The sequence below is a fragment of the Gordonia sp. LMA484 genome, assembly GCF_058129505.1.
The window spans coordinates 6,196,746-6,218,962 of record NZ_CM176700.1 but is presented as its reverse complement, the minus strand read 5'-3'; the positions used below and the strand labels follow the sequence as shown (position 1 = coordinate 6,218,962).

General features: G+C 66.0%; 15 protein-coding genes. 8 read left to right on the top strand and 7 right to left on the bottom strand.

Annotated elements, in window-relative coordinates; all coding sequences use genetic code 11:
- The first annotated feature begins 26 nt into the window (after positions 1–26).
- Positions 27–1,928 carry an alkyl/aryl-sulfatase gene (locus AC4AMJ_RS27670; RefSeq protein WP_489916128.1) on the top strand — a complete coding sequence of 634 codons (1,902 nt, stop codon included), beginning with the start codon at positions 27–29 and terminating at the stop codon, positions 1,926–1,928.
- Positions 1,929–2,972: 1,044 nt separating this feature from the next.
- On the opposite strand, the gene AC4AMJ_RS27665 is transcribed toward AC4AMJ_RS27670, so the two are convergent.
- Entirely contained in the window at positions 2,973–3,623 is a 651-nt protein-coding gene (locus AC4AMJ_RS27665) for a GAP family protein (protein ID WP_489916126.1), read from the bottom strand.
- A 167-nt stretch (positions 3,624–3,790) separates the two neighbouring features.
- Between AC4AMJ_RS27665 and AC4AMJ_RS27660 the strand changes: the two genes are divergently transcribed.
- The 3 genes from AC4AMJ_RS27660 to AC4AMJ_RS27650 all read left to right on the top strand — a co-directional run bounded on the left by AC4AMJ_RS27660 (position 3,791) and on the right by AC4AMJ_RS27650 (position 7,951).
- A complete protein-coding gene (locus AC4AMJ_RS27660; RefSeq protein WP_489916124.1) occupies positions 3,791–4,741 on the top strand; it encodes a DUF1214 domain-containing protein in 951 nt (316 codons plus the stop codon).
- Positions 4,742–4,813: 72 nt separating this feature from the next.
- Positions 4,814–6,496, top strand: coding sequence for a SulP family inorganic anion transporter (locus AC4AMJ_RS27655; protein WP_489918530.1), 1,683 nt, complete (start codon positions 4,814–4,816; stop codon positions 6,494–6,496).
- Between the two features lie 54 nt (positions 6,497–6,550).
- Positions 6,551–7,951: an amidohydrolase family protein gene (locus AC4AMJ_RS27650; RefSeq protein WP_489916122.1), complete on the top strand. Its 1,401-nt coding sequence runs from the start codon at positions 6,551–6,553 to the stop codon at positions 7,949–7,951.
- A gap of 280 nt (positions 7,952–8,231) precedes the next feature.
- Here AC4AMJ_RS27650 and AC4AMJ_RS27645 read toward each other — a convergent pair whose 3' ends face one another.
- Positions 8,232–9,404, bottom strand: coding sequence for an ATP-grasp domain-containing protein (locus AC4AMJ_RS27645; RefSeq protein ID WP_489916120.1), 1,173 nt, complete (start codon positions 9,402–9,404; stop codon positions 8,232–8,234).
- A gap of 236 nt (positions 9,405–9,640) precedes the next feature.
- On the opposite strand from AC4AMJ_RS27645, the gene AC4AMJ_RS27640 reads away from it, so the two are divergent.
- Positions 9,641–10,741 (top strand): EamA/RhaT family transporter, encoded by a 1,101-nt coding sequence (locus AC4AMJ_RS27640; RefSeq protein WP_489916118.1) that lies wholly within the window; start codon positions 9,641–9,643, stop codon positions 10,739–10,741.
- 42 nt (positions 10,742–10,783) lie between these two features.
- Here AC4AMJ_RS27640 and AC4AMJ_RS27635 read toward each other — a convergent pair whose 3' ends face one another.
- On the bottom strand, positions 10,784–11,668 hold the full coding sequence (locus AC4AMJ_RS27635) for an SCO6745 family protein (protein WP_489897904.1): 885 nt from the start codon (positions 11,666–11,668) through the stop codon (positions 10,784–10,786).
- 98 nt (positions 11,669–11,766) lie between these two features.
- Here AC4AMJ_RS27635 and AC4AMJ_RS27630 point away from each other — a divergent pair, with 98 nt between their 5' ends.
- Complete coding sequence (locus AC4AMJ_RS27630) at positions 11,767–12,216, top strand: nuclear transport factor 2 family protein (RefSeq protein ID WP_489897905.1); 450 nt, start codon at positions 11,767–11,769, stop codon at positions 12,214–12,216.
- A 4-nt stretch (positions 12,217–12,220) separates the two neighbouring features.
- Entirely contained in the window at positions 12,221–12,886 is a 666-nt protein-coding gene (locus AC4AMJ_RS27625; RefSeq protein ID WP_489916116.1) for a phosphoribosyltransferase, read from the top strand.
- Between the two features lie 26 nt (positions 12,887–12,912).
- On the opposite strand, the gene AC4AMJ_RS27620 is transcribed toward AC4AMJ_RS27625, so the two are convergent.
- From AC4AMJ_RS27620 to AC4AMJ_RS27610, 3 genes are read right to left on the bottom strand one after another with little or no spacing between them, the layout of a single operon-like run.
- Positions 12,913–14,352: a wax ester/triacylglycerol synthase domain-containing protein gene (locus AC4AMJ_RS27620; RefSeq protein ID WP_489897907.1), complete on the bottom strand. Its 1,440-nt coding sequence runs from the start codon at positions 14,350–14,352 to the stop codon at positions 12,913–12,915.
- Complete coding sequence (locus AC4AMJ_RS27615; RefSeq protein ID WP_489916114.1) at positions 14,352–15,830, bottom strand: HAD-IB family hydrolase; 1,479 nt, start codon at positions 15,828–15,830, stop codon at positions 14,352–14,354. Before AC4AMJ_RS27615 ends, AC4AMJ_RS27620 begins: the two co-directional genes overlap by 1 nt.
- Positions 15,827–18,061, bottom strand: coding sequence for a glycerol-3-phosphate 1-O-acyltransferase (locus AC4AMJ_RS27610; protein ID WP_489897909.1), 2,235 nt, complete (start codon positions 18,059–18,061; stop codon positions 15,827–15,829). The genes AC4AMJ_RS27615 and AC4AMJ_RS27610 overlap by 4 nt, the downstream gene beginning before the upstream one ends.
- Positions 18,062–18,264: 203 nt before the next feature.
- Here AC4AMJ_RS27610 and AC4AMJ_RS27605 point away from each other — a divergent pair, with 203 nt between their 5' ends.
- The gene (locus tag AC4AMJ_RS27605; RefSeq protein ID WP_489918529.1) at positions 18,265–19,350 is read left to right on the top strand and encodes an IS630 family transposase; all 1,086 of its coding nucleotides are present in this window, start codon (positions 18,265–18,267) and stop codon (positions 19,348–19,350) included.
- A 15-nt stretch (positions 19,351–19,365) separates the two neighbouring features.
- Here the strand turns inward: AC4AMJ_RS27605 and AC4AMJ_RS27600 are convergent, their stop codons facing one another.
- Positions 19,366–21,996, bottom strand: a complete 2,631-nt coding sequence (locus tag AC4AMJ_RS27600) for a helix-turn-helix transcriptional regulator (protein ID WP_489897910.1) — start codon at positions 21,994–21,996, stop codon at positions 19,366–19,368.
- Positions 21,997–22,217 lie beyond the last annotated feature (221 nt).

Here is a 22,217-nt window from a genome sequence, read left to right as displayed (position 1 = left end):
CTCGGACAACAGAAGAGGTGATCTCCGTGGGGAGTCCCCATGAGGCAAGTCAATCGGTGGCCGACGCCAACGCGCGTGCACAGGCCACCTTGCCCTTCGATGACACGCGCGACGTCGACGGCGCCGCGCAGGGGCTGATCGCAAAGCTCGAACCATCGATGATCACGGGTTCGAACGGCGACGCGGTCTGGGACTGCGACGAATTCGGATTCCTGGCCGAGGACTGCCCACCCACCGCGAACCCCAGCCTGTGGCGGCAGTCGAAACTGGTCGCGCAGCAGGGACTCTTCGAGGTCACCGAACGCGTCTATCAACTGCGCGGCCTGGATCTCTCGAACATGACAGTGATCGAGGGCGACACCGGGGTCATCGTCATCGACCCGCTCATCTCGGCGGAGACGGCAGCGGCCGGACTGCGGCTGTATCGCGAGCACCGTGGCGACCGACCCGTCAAGGCCGTCATCTACACGCATTCGCACATCGATCATTTCGGTGGCGTCAAGGGCGTGACCAGCCAAGAGGAGGTCGACGCCGGCGAGTGCGTGATCGTCGCACCGATCGGCATGGTCGAGCACGCGGTGGCCGAGAACGTGTACGCGGGCACGGCGATGGGCCGTCGGGCCGCCTACATGTACGGCGCCGCGCTGCCCCGCGGTCCGCAGGGCGCTGTCGGTGCCGGGCTGGGGCAGTCGACGTCGACGGGCACCGCCACGTTGATCCTGCCGACGCTCAACATCACGACGACCGGGCAGACCGAGACCATCGACGGCGTCACCATCGAGTTCCAGATGACACCGGGTACCGAGGCCCCGGCCGAGATGAACTTCTACTTCCCCCAGATGCGGGCACTGTGCATGGCGGAGAACGCGACTCACACATTGCACAATCTGCTGACCCTGCGCGGCGCACTGGTTCGCGATCCGCACGTGTGGTCGAGGTATCTCACCGAAGCGATCAACATGTTCGCCGCGCGCTCGGATGTGCTGTTCGCGTCGCATCACTGGCCCACCTGGGGCACCGACGAACTCACCGAGTTCCTCGCGCTGCAGCGCGACCTCTATGGCTACCTGCACGACCAGACCCTGCGGCAGTTGAACAAGGGGAGAACAGGTCTGGAGATCGCGGAGGACATCCAACTGCCACCCGCACTGGAAAACGCCTGGCACACCCACGGTTACTACGGGTCGGTGAGCCACAACGTCAAAGCGATCTACCAGCGCTACATGGGCTGGTTCGACGGCAATCCCGCGCACCTGTGGGAGCACCCGCCGGTCGAGTCGGCCAAACGGCATGTCGACTTCATGGGTGGCCCCACCGAAGCGATCGCGAAGGCACGCAAGTCCTTCGACGACGGAGACTTTCGCTGGGTGGCGACCGTGCTGAACTACGTCATCTTCGCCGATCCGGACAACGAGGAGGCCAAGGAGTTACAGGCGGACACGCTCGAACAGCTCGGCTACGGTGCCGAGAACGGGACCTGGCGCAACTTCTTCCTGATGGGCGCCTACGAACTGCGCAACGGCCCCATCGGTACCCCCACCACCACTGCTGCCGCCGACATCGTCGGTGCCCTCTCGGTGGACCAGCTGTTCGACGCGGTCAGTCTGCGGGTCAACGCCCCGACGTGCTGGGACGCGCACATCATCATCGACTGGGTGCTCATCGGACTGGATCGACGACACCGCACCGAGTTACGCAACGGGCTGCTCGTCCACTACGACGTGTCCGACGATGCCACCATCGATGCAGCGGACGCGACATTCACGTTGAGCAAGCCGACGATGATGCAAATTCTATTGGGCCAACTCACCCTCGACGAGGCGACGAAGATCGGATCGCTGTCCGTCGACGGTGACATCGATCGGTTCACCGAGCTGGTGAGTTACCTCGATGCGCCGGACCCGGATTTCACGATCGTGACACCGTGATCGGCTGGGCGCCCCGTCGGCCGACGACGGGGCGCCCAGCCAGATATCAGATGCTCGCGCCGGCAGTGGGGTTCGCCCTGAGCCGCTCGATGAATGCGCGGGTTTCATCGACATCCTTTGGGCGGTAGAGACGAATACCGTAGAAGTACTACTGTCCTTTCGCGGCCCGATCAGGTTCTGCGGATTGCAGGTCCCATCACCGAAACGGACTGTGATGGTTCCGTCGTCGTTGCGGACGATCTCGTTGTCGGTGAGGCATGGCTTGTCGACGTCGATCCAGCCGTCGGCCGTGTACTTGATGACCGAGAAGTAACCGTTGCTCGCGTAGTCGTCGAAGGTCCACTCGTCGCATCCCGAACAAGTCGTGAGCGCCTGGTAGTACTGTGCGTGCTCCGGAGAGAGTCCGCCCCAGCCGAGCTCTGCGGCGAGCATGTGGTTGTAGGAGTCGGTCGTCGCAGGCGTCCCAAAGCCCTTGCTGAAGTCCGGGTCGGCAGCCTTGGCCTCGATCTGCGCCTTGACCTCTGCCAATGAGGCGTTGTCGTACTCAGGCGCGTCGAACGGGTTGGCCGTCGTCGCCATGACGGTCAGGCCATCCTGCAGCTCGTGTGCCAAGTCGACGCCACGTGCGGTCGCAGTGCGGGCAAGGATGTAGACATGTGTTCCCGAGGTGAGGTCCGAGCGGTGCAGCGTGACGGATTCACCGGGATAGACGACCGCCGCGATGTAGTGGTTCTCATCGATGGTCTGCGCGATCTGAAAGGTATTGGACGCCGGAACGGAGAACGTCGCCGCCTCGGTGACGTCGACGACAGCGTAGGAGTAGATGAGGTCGACATTGGACCGGATGATGACCTGGTTCTGCACATTCACGGGCGACCCGATTGTGGAAGTACTCGTTGATCGGCGCCTTTCCCAGTTGCTTGGAGAAGTAGGACGCAGTCACGGCACGAACGAAACTGTCGAACGTGACTGTCTCAGCGGTCATTGAGGCCTCCTTGGATCTTGATGTCGAGTCTGATAGCGGTGTCGCAATGCTGGTCGCCCCTAGAGTCCCGAGATGCCTTTGCCGATCAACACGACACCGATGACGAGGATCAGCACCGCCATGACCGTCGAGTTGTTGGCCTCGAGCCAGACCTTGAGCCGATCCAGCGGGTCGCGTAGTCGGTCCGCAGCAACCTGATACGCGACGACAGGGATGGCCACGGTCGTCGCGGCGAGCACCGTGAAGATGATGACGAGAACGGTGTTCGACCCCGCCGACAGGCCGGCTGCCGCGATGGTCACGCCCGCCGCGATGCACATCATCAGGTTCTTCGGATTGATCGCGGAGAGAGCGAACCCGAGACCGAGGGCGGCCGGCACCTTCATGTCGTCGATGGCGGTCATCCACTTCGGTGTGGCGTGATCACCCGTCCTCGAACGCCACTGCCGGGCACCCACGATCAGGAGTGCAACACCGAGGACGAGTTTGATCCACGCGCCCGCAGTCGAGGACGAGTCGCCCATCGCCCCACCCAGGAGAACAAAAATGGTTGTGGCGACAGCGATTCCGACAATCCACCCGACCGCGAACGCGATGCTCGTGGTACGGGCGTGCCTGCCCAGCAGCATGAGGATCGCGCCGATGATCGGAATCGGCGAGATCGCCACTCCGACGGCCAGAGGCAGCAGATCACCGATAACCGAGCCCATGTCGTTCCCTTCGTACGAGGACCACTGCCGTCAAGCAACCTACCCTGCCGCGGCGGCGCGACCCACCCGATCGCCTCCTGATGGACCACCGGCTCAGCCGAATCCGATGTCGCGAGTCGCTACGATTGTGCGCGACGACGACGATGACACCGATGTTGAGGAGAGAGATGGCCACGACCGTGACACCCGAGACGTATATCCGTGCGGAGGTGGACGGCCGGTTCGCCGTCTTCCAGCAGCGCGCCGGCGGAAAGATCAACGAATTCTATCTGATCGCACGACCGGTCCCGACCGACGAGCAGCCGGTCGTGCGGATGAACCGCGACACGCTCTACGGCGGCGGCGTGATCGACACCGCCGAGGGTGCACGGGTGTTTGTCCCGGAGGTCGCCGATGGACGGTATATCTCGTTGATGGTGATCGACAACGACCACTACACCGTCGACATCTTCCACGAGCCGGGCTGGCACGAGATCACCTCACCCACCCGCTACTGCGTGGCGGTCCCGCGCGTGGAACTCCATGACATGCGCGACGAAGACGAGATCGCCAGTGTGGTCACGGTGCTACATCAGTTCGAGATCGAGGCGAAGAGCGCCAAGACCTTCGTGCCGGCCGACTGGGACTACGATTCGATGTTCGCGCTGCGAGCGCAGTACGAACAGGAGTTCCGCACCTACACCCAGTACCCGGCCGGGTGGATGGGTCGCCGCGGCGAGACCGACGACGCGACTCGTCATCTGGCCGTCGCCGGAGCGTGGGGCCTGTTTCCCGAACACGAGGCCGTCTACATCAACTACACCGGTCCGCGTGATGCGTCCAAGGCGTATTCGGCGACGTACACAGTCCCGAAGAACGACGCATTCTGGTCGATTGCCGTCTACGGCGACGACGCGTTCTTCCACTCGGGCAACGCCACCCTCAGCCCCGCCACCACGCACTACAACGACGACGGCACCTTCACCGTCTACTTCGGGTCCGCTGACGTCGTCGGCGACAAACCCAACCGGCTCGACATCACCGATGGCTGGAACTTTCTGTTCCGTGTGTACAAGCCGGGCCAGAGCGTCCTCGCGCGCGAGTACACGCTGCCCGATGTCGTCGAAGTCAGCGGCTGAGCGTCTGTCGCCCATGACACCGGCTCCGGCCCGCGCCTCACCGACACGCCTTAGGGTTGTGGCGTGGTCCGCATGACCGAGCGTCTGCGTCGCGCACGTCCACGGCTGGGTCGGCCACGACCCGCCGACGCCGTATCCGGACTCGTCACCGCGTTGTTCTCGATCCCTGAGGGCATGGCGTACGCAAGTATCGGCGGATTCAATCCGGTCAGCGGTCTCTACTCGGGCATGGTGTCGACCCTGATCGGCTCCGTGTTCGCCCGCACCGTCCTCATGGTCACGACTCTGACGAGTGCGATCGCCCTGTCGTCGAAGAGCGTGCTCTCCCAGGCCGGACTCGATCCGACCGACGTCGGCAACATCGCGATGCTGACCGTCGCGGTCGGTGCCGTGATGCTGATCCTCGGAGTGCTCAAAGTCGGCGCCATCATGGATTTCGTCTCGAGCGCGGTGATGACCGGCTTCACGCTCGGGATTGCGGTGCAGATCGTCAGCGGTGTCCTCAAGGATGTGACCGGCTACAACCCGTCATCGCACAACACCGTGATGAAGTTCGTTGACACCGCCACGCACATCTCGGCATGGTCGATCGCCGCCGTCCTGGTCGCACTGGCCACCGTCGTGGTGTGGGCGATCTTCCGACTGGTGAAGCCGATCGAGTCCTATGCGACGTTGATCAGTCTGGTGTTGGTGACGGCCGTATCCGCAGTCCTCGGACTCGACGTGGAATCTGTCGGCGACATTGCCGAGATCCCCAACAGCCTGCCCCCGTTCACGGTTCCCGACATCACGAAGTTGCCGGATCTGATGCTCGGTGCTCTGGCAATCGCATTGGTCGGGCTCGCGCAGGCGGCCGGGATCTCGGCCGCGGTCCCCAATCCGGACGGTTCGCGGCCGAGCGCCTCGGGCGACTTCGCGGCCCAGGGCGCGGCGAATGTCGTCGGCGGGTTCTTCGGATCGCTCGCCACCGGCGGTTCCCTGTCGCGCACAGGCGTCGCCGTCTCGGCGGGCGCGCAGACCCGGTGGGCCGGAATCTTCGCCGGACTGTGGCTGCTCGGGCTGGTCCTCGCCGTCGGATCCGCCGCGCAGATCATCCCGATGCCCGTGATCGGCGGCCTGCTGTTCGTCATCGGCTTCGAGTTGATCGCCGGGCGTTGGGACGATGTGGTACTGGTGTGGCGCACTGCGCCACTCAGTGCAATCGCCATGGTCACCACCTTCATCGCGACCACTCAGATCCCGCTCCAGGACGCGATCCTCGTCGGTGCCGCGACCTCGCTGGTGCTCTATTGCGTGCAGGCCGCCCGCTCGGCCGAACTCGTCCAACTGACCCGCCGCGGCGACGGATGGCAGACCAACGAGGTGCCCGAGGCACTGCCCGGCGAATCGGTGACGGTGCTGCATTATTCGGGGGTGTCGCTGTTCGCCGAGGTCCCCCGGATATCGGGACAGTGGCCGCGGGTCACCGACACCAGCCGGCGCAGCGTTCTGATCCTCAGTGTCCGCACCCTGCCGGGCGTGCCGTCGGCGACCGTCCAAAAGTTGCTGCGCACCCACGCCCAGGAGATCCGTGCCCATGGCGGTCGGTTCATGCTTGCCGGCGTGACCGAGACTCTGCAACACCGACTGGAACGCAGCGGCCTCGCCGACGCCATCGGGCCGGAGAACATCTTCTTGGCGACCGATCGGATCTTCGGGTCACTCGACGGTGCCTATGACGACGCGCGGAGTTGGCTCGCCAACCCGCCGGGGTGACGGTCGTCGGTTGCTCATCCGGCCGATCACGCCGACGTGTGTTTTCGTTTTCGGGTGAGCACCACCCATCTCGGCCAGATCTTCCATGTGTCCGGTCGGCCCACTGTGAGCGAAGCCGACGAGGCACTGGTCTGGATTCCCGACGGCGCCCTCGTCGTCGACGACGCCGGGACGATCGTCTATTGCGGTCCGCGCGATGCTCGTCCGTCGAGCGGACCCGACGACATCGTCCGTGACCACGGCGACAGCTATCTCATCCCGGGTTTCGTCGACACCCACATCCACTTCCCGCAGACCTACTCGGTGGACGCCTACGGCGGCGGGCAGCTGCTGGAGTGGCTGGACACCTGCATCTTCCCCGCCGAGGCACGCCTGGCCGATCCGGCGTTCGCCGCGCAGATCGCTCGGGATTTCACTGCGCGACGAGTGGCTGTCGGGACCACCGCGGCGATGGTGTTCGGGTCGGCCTTCCCCCACGCGCAGGACGCACTGTTCAGCGAAACCCGTCGGGTGGGTCTGCGTCTGGTCAGCGGCCGCGGCATCCAGACCGTCGGCGGTCCGTCGGCGACGCCGTTGCTCACATCCGAGCGGGAGGCGATCGACCTCACCGCAGCCGAGATAGACCGTTGGCATGGGGCCGATTCCGCGTCGGCGGAAACCGCCTTGCTGCACGCGGCGATCGTGCCGAGATTCTCGCTGTCGATCACCACCCACACCCTGGCCGCACTGGGCGAACTCTACGAGGATGTGCGGGACCGCGGTGTCTACGTGCACACCCATCTCAACGAGAACAACCGTCCGGGCACCGGCGAGATCGACATGGTGAAAGCCACTTTCGGCACCGAGACATATCTCGACACCTACGACGGACGCTTTCTGCCCGGAAGCCGCACCGGCGGCAGCAGTCTGTTGGGTCGCCGCACGATCATGGCTCACGCGGTGCACTGCACCGACGCCGAACTCGCCCGGATGGCCGAGACGGGAACGTCTATCGCCCACTGCCCGGTCTCGCAACTGTTTCTCGGGTCCGGCACCATGCCGTGGCGACGGACCGTCGCCGCCGGTGTCACGGTGGCGGCCGGCACCGATGTGGGGGCAGGTGACGAGTGGCTGATCTCGCGAGTGTTGTCCGACGCGTTCAAGGTTCATCTGAGCGAGTCCGGCGACTCGAGCGTCGCGATGCATCCGGCCGAGCTCCTGTTCACCGGGACGCTGGCCGGTGCGCGCGCCCTCGACATGGAAGACCGTTTCGGCAACTTCGATGTCGGCAAGGAAGCCGATTTACTGGTGATCCGGCCCGACCGGTGGGCGCCGCTGGAATCGATGCTGACCCATGGCATCCGTGCCGATGATGAGATCACCGCCCGCGATCAGACCCTTTTCGCACTGTTGATGGGCCTACGCGAACCCGCCATCGCCGAGGTCTATGTCCGCGGAAGTCGGGTGACCATCTGACCCGCGAGGTGCGCCCGAAGCCACCCGCCTGACGGCACCCGTCTGACGCCACCGGCCACCCGTCTGACGTCGCCGAGAGAACCCGAAGAACCGCCGGCAGAACCCAGAATCGTGTCGAGAGAATCGCTGGCATTCGCGGTCCGTCAGTTCGCGGGTTCTGTAGGCGAGGTTTGGGGTTCTGTCGGCGGGATCTGGGGTTCTGTCGGCGGGATTTGGGGTTCCGTCGGCGAGGTTTGGGGTTCTGTCGGCGAGATCTGGGGTTCTGTCGGCGAGGTGCGGACTACTCCGAGATGCGCAGGCCGTCCCACTCGTGGTCGTGCATGAACCCCTCGGCCAACCCGACGTTGTACTTCATGCAGCTGCGCAGGATGCCCAGGTAGGCGATCGGCAGCATCACCGCCGGGCGCTGATCCCCGGCACAGGTGATCACGTCGCTCGACCGACGGAAATCGCGGAAGAACTGACGCATGCTCCGATCCCGCCGCGACGCCTTGCGCCATCCGTAGAGCAACATCCCCAGGCCGATCATCTTGTCGGCGTCGGCGGGCGGCGTGATGAGCTCGTCGTTCTCCCCGAAGAACGCCCGGTCCACCCCGTCGTCCGGCTCGAACATCATGATCCCGCTGGTGGCCCGCGGGTTGCATTCGATGCAGAACAGGCCGCGCTCGGGGTCCTCGATGAAGTCGAAGCCGACCTGCCCGGTGAAGTTCATCTCCGCCACGAACTTCGAGATCCATTCGAAGATCCCGTCGTGGTGCACCGACTTGAAGTTCAGGCACGAGCTCCCGCCGATCGCATAGTCGACGGGATAGGTGGCGTGCGCATTGATCCGCCCCTCGCGCACGACCGAGTAGGTGCAGTAGTTGTTTCCCGACACCCATTCCTGCGCGATCCACGGATTCATCGGATCGAAGTCGACCCAGTCCATCGCGTCACCCGGATGCACTTTGTGCACCTTCTGTGAGCCCCTCGAATAGCACTCCTTGAGCGCGAACGGTGCATCGAAATCCAGCGTCGCCATATCCTCGGGGCCGCGCACCTGCGCGTACTTGAGGGTCGGGATCTGCATGTCGACGAGCAATTCCTGGAACTCGAACTTGTTGTGCAGCCGGTTCTCGGTTTCGAAATCGGAGAGAAACAGCTCACACTTCGGCGGGAAGATGTCGATCATCATCGAGAGGATGTCGGTTTCCTCATGGATCGGTATCACCATGTCGATGTGCTCGTCGGCGACGATCTTGGCCAACGCGTGGCAGTACGCACGCGGCTCGAACTTCGGCGCGGGCACCTTGTGGAATCTGGTCGTGGCGTGCGAAAACCTCGTCACGCCGATCGGGATGCTGTCGACGATCGTGACCTTGTGCCCGCCCGCGGACATCAACCGTGCGAGTTCGAGAGTGAGGAACGATCTCCCGAAGGTGATCAGTACATGTCTGCTGCCGGAAGTGCCCACCGTGCCGAGTGTAGGAGAGGGTCGTTAGGCTCTCTCATCGGTGTCGACCAAACCTGAGAAAAAAGGAATAGTCGGATCACCGGATGCGTTGCACAATGCTGATGTGTGTGATGTCCGTTTACCACTAGCCGGGTGAGCAGCGGTTTCGGTCATTCTCGGGGACACTCGACGACCCCCACAACGGTGTGGGACGGCGACGTCCCGTTGTGTTCGAAGTGAGTGTGGGAGGTAGTGGCATGTTCCTGATCGGTGTCATCGCCGCGTGCCTTGCTGCCATCGCCTACGGAATGTCGACCGTTCTGCGTGCGCTGGGAGCGCGGCGGGTGGCGACGACGGCCCGTGAAGAGGGCACCGAGGCCAGCCACACCAATTCGGCCGGCGGCCCCTCGTTGCAGTCCACCGCGGCCACCTTCATGGATCCCGCCTTCATCCTCGGCACGATGATGGTGGTGATCGGCTTCGCCGGCGGCGCGCTCGCCGCCCGTTTCCTGCCGCTGTTCCTCTCGCAGACGATCGTCTCGGCAAACCTCGTGGTCACCGCACTGCTCGGCACGATCATGCTGAACATCGCATTGCACACCCGCGACTGGATCGCCATCTGGCTGGTTGTGCTGTCGCTGTGCCTGCTGGGTCTGTCCGCCGAACATCACACCGGTGGCGGCGAGAGTGCCGTGTTCCACTGGGAACTCTTCGTGGCCACCCTCGGCCTGTGCGCGCTCGCCCTCTTCGGCGTCTACCGGCTCGGCCGACATGCGGCGATCGTCGGCGGCGCCGCGGCCGGCCTGCTGTTCGGCATGATCGCGATCGGGGTGCGCGTCCTCGACGGCATCCAGCCGTTCGACGCGCTGGTGTTGATCACCGACCCGGCCGCCTGGACGATCGCCTTCGCCGGCGCCGTCGGCTTCTTCGTCCAGACGGTCGCGCTCCAAGTCGGCGCCGTGAACGGGGTGACCGCGGTGCTGGTGGTCGGCGAGACCGCCGGACCCAGCCTGGTCGGTGTCCTCTTCTTGAACGACACCGCCAAGCCCGGTCTCGGATGGCTGGCCATCGTCGGTTTCATCGGTGCCGTCGTCGGTGCGGTGCTGGTCGCCTGGTATGGCTCCGGCGACCCCGACCACTTCGGGGAGGCACCACCGTTGAAAGGCGGGTGGCGTCGCGGACGCGAGGACGACGAGGACTCGGCCACCGACAGCGGCGAGCTCGATGCCGCGTCCGACCATTCCCCGTCACGACGCGAACCCACCCCCGAAGAGAGCGAACTGTTCCGGCGGGCGTCGTCGGGTCGTTCCGCGCCACGGGATCGGTCGTCGGGTGACGGAGAGTCCTCACTCCCCTGATGCCGCCGACGTCCCGATACCCGGGCCGTATCCGCTGTGCCGTCAGTCCTTCTTTCGCGTACCCGGCAGCACCCCGGCGTCGATCACCGCTTTGACATAGGGCCGTGTGCCTTCGAGCAGCTCGTCGATGCCCGGTCCGGCCCACGCCGGTGCGGTGATCGCGTCGGTCTCGTCCTCCATCGTCTTGTACAGCTCGACACCCGACGCGTTCAGCTGGTGACCCGCGTCCGTACGCACGGCGAGGCCACGGTCGACGAGCCGGTCCACCGATGCGTCCCAGTCCTCGTCGGACCAGCCACGCGTCAGCTGGACCAGCTTGCGACCCAGCAGCCGACGGCGGATGGTCGGGTCCTCGATCTCGGCCTCGTGGAACGTCACCGCGTCGAGCCGTCCGAATCCGTGATTGACCAGCACCGCAAGATGGTTGTCTCCGCGCCACTCGCGAATGATCGCGATCGCGTGCCACAGGGCCACATGCGGCTCGTCCGGCGGCGTCGACGCCGCCCAGGCCGCCGCGAGTGGGCGTCCACCGAGCGGCAGACCCGACACGATCTCCCGGTAACGCTTCTCCAGGTCCCGGATCTCGGCGTCGTCCACCCGAGCGTCGAGGACGGCGCGGAGCTGCTCGTCGAGCATCTGATAGCGCCGGGCGGCCACCTGCTCGAGCCCGACGGCGCGCGCCGCATCCCATGCGGTCGCGATGAGCGCCGGTGAGAAGTTGTAGAACGCGGAGGCGACCACCGAGGAGTGGCAGTCGCCCATCGGCGCACCACGCGCACCCACATAGAAGCCGTGCCCGTCGAGCCCGGTGTCCTGCTGCGCCGCACGCAGTCCGCGGTTGAAATACGCGAGAACGTGGAAGGGTTCGATGGTTTCGTAGGCTCGGCGTGCAGTGCGGATGGCGCCGTCGTCGGCGGTCGAGGTCATGGCTCCACAGTCGCGGCGACACCGACGCCTGTCAACCGGCTGCCACGAGCCGCCGCAATCCCGCCCGCACCGACGGCCGAGCCGGTAGATGTGGAGGCATGGACGACGTCGAGGCGATCAAGCAGCTCAAATACCGCTACCTGCGTGCCCTGGACACCAAGGACTGGGACGTCTTCGGCGACACGCTGACCGCCGACGTCACCGGCGAGTACGGGGCGAGCCTGAACTTCACCAACCGCGGCGAATTGGTCGACTACATGCGGAGTTCCGTCGGGCCGGCGGTGATCACCGAACACCGGGTGACCCATCCCGAGATCGACGTCGAGGGCGACACCGCCACCGGTCGGTGGTATCTGCAGGACCGCGTCATCGTGCCCGACTTCTCGTTCATGCTCTTCGGGGCCGCGTTCTACAGCGACCGGTACCGCAAAACCGATGAGGGCTGGCGGATCTGCGGAACCGGCTACGACCGCACCTACGAGGCCAAGCTCAGCCTCGCCGACCTGCCGAGCTTCTCCCTCGACGTCGGCCCCGCCATCCGGATCTGACGTCATGTCCTGGCGTGCGCAGCGATTCGCGAATCGGCGGGAGGCCGGAATCGCACTCGCCGACCGCCTACGCGACGAACCCGTCGTGCGGGCCACGAGACCGGAGGCGATCACCGTGCTCGGTCTCGCCCGCGGCGGTGTGCCGGTCGCACGCGAGGTCGCCACAGGGTTGGGCGCAGCTCTCGACGTCCTCGTGGTCCGCAAGATCGGGGCGCCGGGCCAGCCGGAGTTCGCGATGGGCGCCATCGCCGCCGGCCAGACGGTGGTCAACGACGACATCCCACGCCGCCTGGGTGTGTCCGACGAACAGTTCCGGGCCGCTGCGGATCGCGAGGATCGCATTCGCCTCGAACGGGAGGAACGCTATCGCGCGGGCCGCGAGCCGGTGGCTCTTGGCGGCCGGACGGTGATCATCGTCGACGACGGTCTGGCGACCGGTTCGACGATGGCGGTGGCGCTGCGTGCGGTGCTCGCCGCCCGGCCCGAAGCGGTGGTGATCGCGGTCCCGACGGGTCCGCGCGACACGCTCGACCGATTCGCCGCGGATCCGGACGTCGATGCTGCCGTGTGTGTCATGACACCCGAACCGTTCAACGCGGTCGGTGGATCGTACGACGACTTCCGTCAGGTCGACGACGGCGAGGTACGCCGGTGCCTGGGTTCCTCGTGACGCGGTGGTGACAGCGTCGCCGAGCCTCAGACCACCCGACGCAGCGATCCCGGAATCGTGTCCGCATCGGAGTCCGCGGCAAGTGCAAGAACCTCGCCGAAGCCCGCGACCAGACAGTCGGCGAACAGTTCGGGCTCGGTGATCGAGGCGGCGTCGTGATTGAGACCGAGACATGCCACGCCGTTGTGGGTGATCATCGTGGCCATCACCGCACAGCCGGGCAGTGGTCCGAACGGAAACATCCGTTCCACCTTCGCCCCCGCCACGTAGGTGTCCCAGGGGATGCCCGGGACGTTGCTGGCCTGCAGGTCGTTCTGCGTGGTCGCGCCGCTGAACTGCGCGAGCACCTGGCCGGGGAGCCAGGCGAGGACGGACCCGAGGGTGTTGAAGATGTCCACCGCCGGCTCGGTTCGCGCCACCCGGACCTGCTCGCGAATCGTCAGCACCCGCTCGAACGGGTCGGCGATGCCGACCGGCCCGGCCAACCGGCCGACGGCGATGCGGTTGCCGCCGGCGGGATCTTCGGGCCGGCGCACCGAGATCGGGATGGCTACCGGGATGGTGTCCACCGGGTGACCGAGTTTCTCGTGATAGAGCCGGAAACCGCCGATCAGCCCCGCGAGATAGACGTCGTTGACGGAGCCACGCGCAGCGGTGGCCGCGGCTTTGAGATCCGCGAAGGGCACCTCGAACGCGCTGAACCGCCACGACAGACTCCGCGCCGCGAGTAGCGGCGATCCGGGCGGACTGACCATGCCCGCCACGCGGGGCACCGACCGCCCGTACCGGAGAACGTTGCTGACCGCGCGTTTCGGCCGAACCAGACCCCACACGCCGCGCGCGACGACGTCGACCCGATGTGGCAGCCGGGCCAGTTCCTCCCCGAACTGTCGTCGGAGCACCTCGATCGAGGAGATGTTGACCGGTGCCGGATCGGGTGGCTGAGGCTTGCCGGCGATCGGCTCCCGGGAGGTCGAGTGCAGCTGGGACAGACCGAGAATCGCACCCAGCCCGTCGGTCAGCGCGTGGTGGGCCTTGAGGAAATACGCCGCCCTGCCGTCGGGCAGACCCACGATGAGGGTGCCCTCCCACGGTGGGCGCGCCGGATCGAGCGCGGTCATCGCGAGCTGCTCACAGGTGGCGAGCAGTTCGCGCATCGAACCGTCACCGGCCAGCCTGATCCGGCGGACGTGGTAGTGCAGGTCGAAGTCGGGGTCGACGGCCCAACTCGGCGTCCCGGTACCGAACGGCGAGTCGACGACGCGTTGCCGGAAACGCGGCGCCATCCTGCTCCCCCATTCGTGCGCGGCGATCAACCGGTCCCAATCCGGTTCGCAGTCATAGATTTCCAGCATGCTGATGGTGCCGCGCAGCCGACGGTCGGTGTCACCGCGCCACATCAGCGCGTCGACCGGACTCATGTGCGGCTCGTTCGCCCAGTCCAGCGGTTGGTCGGAATCGGTCATCAGCGATCCTCCGTCGACGGGGCCATCCAGCTGTCCTCGATGTCCACCGGCCAGTCCGCGAGCGCGGTGATGAACATCTGACGCACTTCCTCGGCGTGCTCGCCCACCGTCTCCGGACTCCACGTCGACGTGTCGACGGGTGCGAGCACCTTCACCTCCACGGTGCCCGGCCGGATCAGTTGGGAACCGCGCCACATCAACTCGCCGGTGTTGCGGAGTACCACCGGAACCACCGGAACCCCGGCCTGCATCGCGATGTGGAAGGGCCCCTTCTTGAACGGCCCGATCCGGGGTGTCGCCGAACGGGTGCCCTCGGGCGCCACCACCAACGAGATCCCATCGTCGCGGAGCTTGCGCACGGCCGGTGCCAACTGCTCGATCGCGCGACCGGGATCGGCCCGATCGATGAAGACCAGCCCGGCCGCATCGAGGATCTGGCCGAGCACGGGCACGCGCTTGACCTCTTTCTTGGCCACCCCGGTCGCATCGTGGCGAACCAGGTGGATCATCACCGGCAGATCGAGTTTGGACTGGTGATTGAACACGAACACGCAGGGTCGGTCCGACGTGAGGTGTCGCGCACCGTCGAGCACACGCACGTCGACGCCCGCCAGCGTCAACCCGACGTCGTTGCCGGCCGGAATCGCGTCCTCCACGAGCACATTCGGATTGCGGCGCAGGAGTCCGACGGCCGATCCGGCGGCAGCCGCTCCGATGAACGCACCATAGAAGGCGCCGGTTCGCGCAGCCATCGCCAGCCGGTTGTACGACGGGTTCCGCAGATCGAGGATCGGCCATCCGCGGGCCTGAGCCTCCGCGCGCAGCGCATGTCGCGGCGAGACGGCGGTGGGATGACCCACCGACTCGAGGTAGGGGATGTCCTCGTTGCCGTCGCTGTAGGCGAACGAGGCATCCAGGTCGATGTCGTGCTCGCGTGCCAGTGTCCGGACCGCGGCCGCCTTCCCCGGACCCCACAGCGGCCGGCCGAGGACTCGGCCGGTGACGATCCCGTCGACCACTTCCATGTCGGTCGCCAACGCATGGTCGGCCTCGATCTCTCTGGCGATCGGTTCGATCTGGAAGCGGGTCGCCGACGACGCGATGACGATCCGGTGCCCCATCTCGCGGTGGGCGCACAGGATCTGCCACATCTGCGGGCGCAGATTGGCCGCGGTCTCGTGCTTGAACAGGCGGTCGCCGAATTCGATCATCTCGGCGTAGGTCTTGCCCGCGAAGACGGGCTTGGTGACCTCGAGGACCTCGGCGTAATCCTGCTCGGAGGTGATCCCGCGCAACGCGATGAGCAGGGAACTCGCGAGTTCGCCGACACCGAATTCCATGCTCCGCAACCGTGCCCGGGTGATCGCGCTCGCCGAGAAACCTTCGATCAAGGTCCCGTCGTAGTCGAAGAACGCGGCGACCTTCTTCCCGGTCGGGGCCGACCGGATCATGCGCAGCGTGTCGGCGAGAACGCTCACCCCGGCACCCCCGTCTGCTCGGCCTCGATCGCGGCGATGCGTGCCAACCGGTCGCGCATCAGATGCACCTCGTCGAGCCACGCCCGACGCGCGACCGAGAGATCCCGCTCGCCGTCGACGGTGACCAGGTGCCGGTTGTCGGCCAGCTGATACGCCGCGTCATAGAGCTCTGTGGACACGGAGTCCTTGCTCCGCACGATGCCCTGCAACGACATCTGACGACCCAGGCCGAGGCAGGCCCGCAGCACGTCGGCCTTCTCGCACGTGGCGCCGCCCGAGGACACGAGGTGCTCGGCGACGACGAGCTGGGCGTCGAAGAACGGCTGCAGGGTGCGACGGGCGAACAGCGCGCCGGCATGCTCACGCAGCACCCGGTCGGTCCACGCCTGCGTCGGCGTCACGTCTCGCCATTCCGGGTCGATGAGGTCGAGTTCGGCACCGAGGCGATGCAAAAACAGCTCCTTGGGCGGGAAGAAGAACTCGAACTTCAGCAGATCCCGAATCCGCAGGGCCTCTTGCTGAGCCGGCGCCAACAACTCGCCGTCGTCACCCACCGCGCCCTCGGCCACCGCGAGCATGCAGAGTTCGACGATGGCCCGGTCGACGAAGTGATGCAGGGCGCCGTTGCGGTAATAGGCGGCGACGGCGTGGCTGTTCGGCGCGATCGACCACACCGTATCCGTGCCGCCGTCGAACCGGCTCAACACCCCGGCGTCGGTCAGCACCCGCAGCGTGCGCCGCAACCCGACACCGCGGCACAACGCCGGGTCGGGTCCGGGTAGACCCCGCCGGTCGATGTAGTCGAGCAGCGGCGCGAGGATGGCCTCGATCTCTGCGACGGTGTAGGCCCGATCGCGCGCGCCGAGCAACGCGAAGCCGGCCAGCGAGGTCGCCGAGATCGGTGTGGCCGCGTTGATCTCGTCCATCACCTTGAACGCGATCTTCTCCAGCTTGGCCCGTCCCTCGCCGGACTCGGCGATGGCCTGCTGGAGCGAGAACGGCTCACCGAAACGTACCCGCGCCTGACCGGAGTAGTGGCGTTGTGCCTTGGCGTATTTGAGGAGCCAGGTCACTCCCTCCGGCTTCTTGGACCCACCGGCGGATTCCGCGGCCATCGCGCCGATCTCCTGGAGCTGGTCGTAGACGATCGAGGTGGGCACCACCATCACGTCGGCGTTGTCCATCTGCTCGACGGCGTCGACCACGTACGCCAGCAAGCCGAGCATCGGTTTGCGCAGCTTCCCGGTGCGGCTGCGGCCGCCCTCGATGTACCACTCCAGATTGAACCGTTTCTCGACGATGAACGACAGGTAGGCGCGCATCGCGAACTTGTAGACGGGGTCCCCACCGAACTTGCGGCGGATGAAGATCATCCCGGCGCGGCGGGCGATCGGGCCGACCGGCCAGAAGGACAGGTTGTTGCCGCCGAGCACGAGATTCGGCGGAAAGTCGTGATCGCGCAACACCTCCGACAGGACCAACGGATCGACGTACGAGCGGTGCGACGGCAGGAACACCAGCCCGTGCGACTTGTTGATCGTGCGCAACCGGGCGAGCGTGTCGAGGTCGACGGTGACCGTCCATGTGCGTTCGTGCAGGGTGCTGAAGATCGACGAGAACACGTCGTCCATCAGGCGGCTCTGGGTGGCCACGAACGACGACATCTTGTCGGTCGCCTCCTGCACCACCGCGGCGGCGGGACGGCCGAGATCGGCGGCCAGCTTGGCCGCGCCGGCCTGGAAGCGCGCCGACGCGCTGATCTGCTCGGCGACCAGTCTCGGCACCTTGTACCGGTCTCCGATGATCTGTCGTTCGGCACGCTCGGCCGACAGGGACGCCTGCACCGCCACGAAGGCCCCGAACGGCTCTCCCTCGGCCTGATCCCGCTCGTACCGGGCGTGGAGATCGGCGACCGTGGCCGGTTCGCCCTGCACGATGCGCAACCGATCGGGGCGGCGGTTCTTGATGAGCGGCTGGGTGATCGCGGTCGGACGTCGCGGATTGGACAGGACCAGCACATCGGCGACCGACACTCGGCGTTGTCCCTGCCGGATACCCGGCAGCCACACCACCCGTGCCGGGATGAGCACGGTCTCCGGGGACAGATCCTCGACGACAACCTCACGCAGTGCTCGGACCGGCGCCTCGGGATGGGCTGTCGCGGCCCATTCGGTGACCGCCTGCAGCTCACAACCGGTGCGCACCTCGGCCAGCACCAACGAGTCGCTCACGCCTACCACCTCTCACACCGGACAGTTCCCCGGCGCACACGATCGGATCTCACCGATCGCGGGCAGCGGCGCCCGGCACGACCATTGTGACTCGGGAGGCGCCCTGCCACGTCGTGTTCGGACAGACCGGGTGGCTTTTCAGCGGTGGTGCTCTAGTGGTGTGTATCGTAAATAATCGTCTAGTCGTTGGGTATGATTTGGGTATGAGCGCGCCTGCAGCACCGTTGGCTTTGTCGGCCGGTGAGCGAGAGACGTTGGAGAAGTTGACCCGTAGCCAGCGGGTGCCGCATCAGCAGGTGTTGCAGGCTCGGGTGTTGTTGATGGCCGCCGACGGGGTGGCCAACATTCGGATTGCTGAGGAGGTCGGGGTGCGCCCGGCCACGGTGCGGGCGTGGCGCTACCGGTATGCCGAGGACGGTTTGGCGGGGTTGGGGTTGATCCGAAAGGGCCGCGGTCGACGTTCGTCGATCAGTGAGGAGAAGATCGCCGAGATCGTGAGGTTGACCAAGACGACCACGCCGCCGGGGCACACGCATTGGTCGTGCCGCACGATGGCGAAGAAGGTGGGTGTGAGTCCTTCAACGGTGCAACGGATTTGGTCTGATCTTGACCTCAAACCGCATCGGGTCGACTCGTTCAAGGTGTCGAATGATCCGCGGTTCGAGGAGAAGCTGATCGATGTGGTGGGACTGTATGTGAACCCGCCGGAGAACGCGATCGTGTTGTGTATGGATGAGAAAAGCCAGATTCAGGCGCTCGATCGCACGCAACCGTCGTTGCCGCTGGTGGAGGGGCGGGCCGGCACGATGACCCACGACTACAAACGCAACGGCACGACGACCTTGTTCGCGGCGTTGGATGTGCTGACCGGTTCGGTGATCGGTCAGTGCCTGCCGCGTCATCGCCACAACGAGTTCATCAAGTTCCTCAACACGATCGACAAGCAGGTGCCGGCGGGGTTGGAGGTCCATCTGATTCTGGATAACTACGCCACCCACAAACATCCCGAGGTGAAGCGATGGATGGATCGGCACAAACGGTTTCACTTCCACTTCACCCCGACATCGTCGTCCTGGCTCAACCAGGTCGAGCGCTGGTTTCGGGAGTTGACCGACAAGAACATTCGCCGCGGCATTTTTGGCAGCGTGCCCGAGTTGATCGCCAGCATCGAGGCATTCCTCAACGCCCACAACGATGATCCGAAACCCTACGTGTGGACCGCCACCGCCGAATCCATCCTGGCCAAAATCGCCCGCGCACGCACGACACTCGAACGAGTAGCCAACTAATTCAGATACACACCACTAGTGGGGCGTCTGACCGTTGGTGCCGGTGCCGCCCTTGCGCAGCAGCGCGGCGATCTCGGATCGGTCGGCAACACCGAGTTTCGTGCACGTCCGGTAGATATGACCCTCGACGGTGCGGACCGAGACCGTCAGCCGCTGGGCGATCTGCTTGTTCGTGAGACCGGCGGCCACGAGGTTGGCGATCTCACGCTCCCGGGTGGTCAGCGGCAACGGTTGAGCGGCCTCGACGAGTGCCGGTGTGCGGAGGCCGCCACACTCGGCCGCCAGACGGTTGGCCACCGCCGCCGACGCGACGGTGGCCGCACGGCTGTTGTCCGCCTCATGCAGCACACTGGCCTGAGCGGCCGCGTCAGCCGCCGAGAGCTTGAAGCCCAACGCCTCGAATTCGGTTGCGCACAAATCGAGTTCGACGGCGTCTCGCGCTTCCACGGCTGCGGCGTGGCGGGCGTACAGCCCGGCGAGCGGACCGTCGATCCGCCCGGCGAGCTCACGCAGCCGCTGCGCGCCGGAGGCATCACCGAACCGCGCCGCGGAGTGCCACGCCTCGGCCTCGATCGCGAATTGCGCCGTTTCACAGGCCGTCCGCGCCGCCTCCTGGGCGGTCTGCACTGCCAGGGACACGGTGCCCGCCGACGCCTGCTGCCACGACTGGGCGATCGCGAGCATCGGCCCGAACACCGCGATGTGGCGGCCGTATTTGGCCTGCGCCTTCCGCAGGGCGCGCTCGGCCTGCTCGGTGCGACCACCCGCGCTCAACGCCTGGACGAGGTAGAACATGGCCGGATAGTTCCACGATTCGGCGGCCCGCCCACTGTCCAGGGATGCCAGTGTCTGCTCCATGCGGCGGCCGACCGAGTCGCTGTCTCCCCGCGACATCTCCACCACCGAGACGAGGATGCCGGACATCGCCCAGCCGAGGTACTGCCCGACATTGGAGAACTGCACATAGCGATCGGCCCGCGCGGCGGCCTCGTCGAGTTGTCCGGTGAGCGTCAGGGCCAAGATCTCGCCGAGGCCCGCCGGGAACCGGAGCAGTCCGTCGGTCGACGCCTCGGCCACACGTGCGCGGGTGGCCATGGCAGCGACCTCGTTCCCACGACCGGTCAGGGCTCGGGCGAGGCTGCCGCCGAAAACCGCGAATTCGATTGCCCACGGGGAAGGATTCGGCGAGTCGAGAACCTCGTCGGACAGCGCAATCGCATCGTCGACCCGATTCTCGAAGATCGCACAGGCCGACTCGAAACCCTTCACGACCAGCGCCAGGTTGGGGTCGGTGACCTTCTCCCGCAGCATCGCGAGCACCTGGTCGGCGCGGTCGGCGTCGCCCAACGCCCAGAACACCGTCGCGAAACGCAAACCACCCCAGTAGATCAGCTCGATCTCGTTCAGCTCGTCGGGATCGAACCCGACCAGCACCGCATCCGCTTCGTTCCCGTAGCCCTGCCACATGAGGGACCGCGCCAGCGGTTCGGCGGCGGCGAACCCGGCGGAACCCTCGTCGACGGCGGCGCGTGCGAAACGCTCACCCAGCGGCGCATTGGCCAGACCGAGAGCGTCGCGCGCCGCGGCACTCATCAGAGCGGCATCGACCGCGACATCGCTCTCGAGCGCGAGGTCGGCCAGGCGGATACGTTCGGCCGGAGTGTGCGCTCCCCGGGACTGCAGTGCCTTGACCAAACGGCCGCGCAGCCGTCTCGACGACGCCAGACCCAGCCGGTGGCGGACGACCTCTCCGAACAGCGGGTGAGTGTATTGGACGTTCAGTCTGCGGCCGTCGCGCAGGATACGCACCAGACCGGCGATCTCGGCCTCCTCGACCGCCTCCTCACCCGCCAGCTCCGCCAGGATGTCGATGTCGAGGGGTTCACACAGCGCCAGGTACTTGAGCACGTTGAGCACCGAATCGTCGAGCTGCTCGATCCGGCTCTCCAGCAGGGATGCGAGCTCGGAGGTGATCGCCGCCCGCCCACGCAACTGCCACACGCCGTTCACCTGACGCAGTGTGTTTGCCTGGCGGGCGCCCTCGACGAGATGCCGTAGGAACAAGGCGTTGCCGCCGGACGCCTCCCACATGAGATCGGCGGACAGACCCTCCAGCTGACCACCGAGGACCGACTCGATCAGCTCGACGCTCTGATCTTTGGTGAACGGCGACAACGTGATCCGGGTGAGGTGATTGTCCTTCCAGAGGGAGGTGACGGCGTCCGGCACCGATTCGCCGGAGCGCACCGTCGCGACGATGTGCACGGCCCGGTCGATGGCCAGCTGATGAAGCAGGGTCGCCGACAACTCGTCGAGAAGATGCGCATCGTCGACACCGATCACGACATTGCCGTCGGCCAGCAACGATTCACGTGCCGCCGCCAGGTAGGTCACCGGGTCACTCGAGGTGGCCGGGCCGACCAGATGTGCGAAGACGCCGAGGGGGATGCTGCGGGCCGATTCGGTACCCGCCACCCAGCGCACACCGCCGTCCAGGGCCGCGGTGACGTGCCTGGCCAGAGTGGTCTTGCCGACGCCCGAATCACCGGTCAGCACAACACCGCACGCAGCCGTCTCACCGCGTAGAGCGGCTTCGATGATGCGAAACTCTTTCTCACGCTCGACCAGCGGCCAGTCGGAGGACATGGCGGTGATCTTAGTCCGTAGGCCCCTCACCTGGCACAGGTCAGGGGTACCCAACGGTATGGAGACCGTGAGTGGTGGGTCTTCCACCCGGCGCCTGAGCGATCGGGTCTGTTGCCGCCACAACCGTCACCTTCGGCTCATGACCTGGCTCCCCCTGCACCTGGAGAGCGAGCGTGCGAGCACCTCCACCGCTCCCTGAGGAGCCTCGCGAGGAACGAGCG